Here is a 693-nt window from a genome sequence, read left to right as displayed (position 1 = left end):
AGAAAGTGTGGTAATGATGGCAAGAAGGACACACCTGTCACCATGTCGAACACAGAAGTTAAGCTTCTTAGCGCCGAGGGTAGTTGGGGCATTGCCCCTGTGAGAGTAGGACGTTGCCACGCTTTTGGTTTATCCGCAATAGCTCAGTTGGTAGTAGCGCATGACTGTTAATCATGATGTCGTAGGTTCGAGTCCTACTTGCGGAGTATAGCGCATTTATGCGTTTTTTTTTACAATCATTTAAGTGTGATGTATATAAAATATAATGCCGGCTTAGCTCAGTTGGTAGAGCGTCTGAATCGTAATCAGAGGGTCGAGGGTTCAAGTCCTTTAGCCGGCATTTTGCTGCTTTAGCTCAGTTGGCAGAGCGCAACCATGGTAAGGTTGAGGTCGTCGGTTCAATCCCGATAAGCAGCTTATTTAAAAATCTAATTTAAAAATGTTTTTAACGTGTGTTAACAGTATGTTGACACACGTTATTTTGATTATTTAATCGTTTTATGTTAATAAATAAAAAATGTTAATCAAAAAGTCCTCAATAGAATCCAAAATATCTTATAAATTATGGCTCTATGTCAAATAGGGTTGATGACTCATAAAAGGTAGTGATGTCACAAATGTTACGTCACTATCTTTTTATTTTAAGTCACAAAGTGATGTACGGCTCACCAAAATGTACACGATACATGTCTC

Annotated in this window: 3 tRNA genes and 1 rRNA gene; all 4 read left to right on the top strand. The window is 38.8% G+C overall.

From position 1 onward, the window contains the following. Positions 1–6 precede the first annotated feature (6 nt). The 4 genes from rrf to GMA06_RS08360 all read left to right on the top strand — a co-directional run bounded on the left by rrf (position 7) and on the right by GMA06_RS08360 (position 417). Positions 7–122: ribosomal RNA gene (rrf, locus tag GMA06_RS08375) — 5S ribosomal RNA — on the top strand. Between the two features lie 10 nt (positions 123–132). Beyond that, a tRNA-Asn gene (locus GMA06_RS08370) sits at positions 133–206 on the top strand. Between the two features lie 61 nt (positions 207–267). After that, a tRNA-Thr gene (locus GMA06_RS08365) sits at positions 268–340 on the top strand. Between the two features lie 4 nt (positions 341–344). Beyond that, a tRNA-Thr gene (locus tag GMA06_RS08360) sits at positions 345–417 on the top strand. Positions 418–693: the final 276 nt, after the last annotated feature.

The sequence above is a fragment of the Granulicatella sp. zg-84 genome (assembly GCF_010892375.1).
In the GTDB taxonomy this organism is placed as follows: domain Bacteria; phylum Bacillota; class Bacilli; order Lactobacillales; family Aerococcaceae; genus WM01.
Note: the sequence above shows the minus strand (reverse complement) of the source record. Positions and strands in the feature narration are given on the sequence as shown.